At 66.2% G+C, this 334-nt stretch carries 1 pseudogene; it reads right to left on the reverse strand.

Annotation, left to right across the window (positions count from 1 at the left end):
* Window positions 1–334 (reverse strand): annotated as a pseudogene (locus tag B2869_RS14945) (transcription termination factor Rho); the annotation flags it as partial.

Genomic DNA, 334 nt, shown 5'->3' on the forward strand with positions numbered 1-334 from the left:
CGACCGGGGCGACCAGGTCGATGATGCGCTGGGTCAGCTTCTCCGGAGCCGTCTCCATGCGCAGGCGCTCCTGCGGGTACAGCGGGGTGAGCTTGCCGAACTCCACGCGGGTGGCCGCGTCGTCGATCGAGAGGCCGTTGATCGAGTCGACCTTGACGAGGGCGTTGTACTTCTGGCGCCCCTGCTGCTCGCCCTCACGCGGCTGCTTGATCGAACCGACGACCGCGTCGCCCTTGCGCAGGTTGTACTTCTTCACCTGACCGAGCGACACGTACACGTCGCTCGGACCGGCGAGGTATCCGGTCGTACGGACGAACGCGTAGTTGTCGAGCAC

The sequence above is a fragment of the Microbacterium sp. UBA3486 genome, assembly GCF_002377845.1.
Taxonomy (GTDB): domain Bacteria; phylum Actinomycetota; class Actinomycetes; order Actinomycetales; family Microbacteriaceae; genus Microbacterium; species Microbacterium maritypicum_A.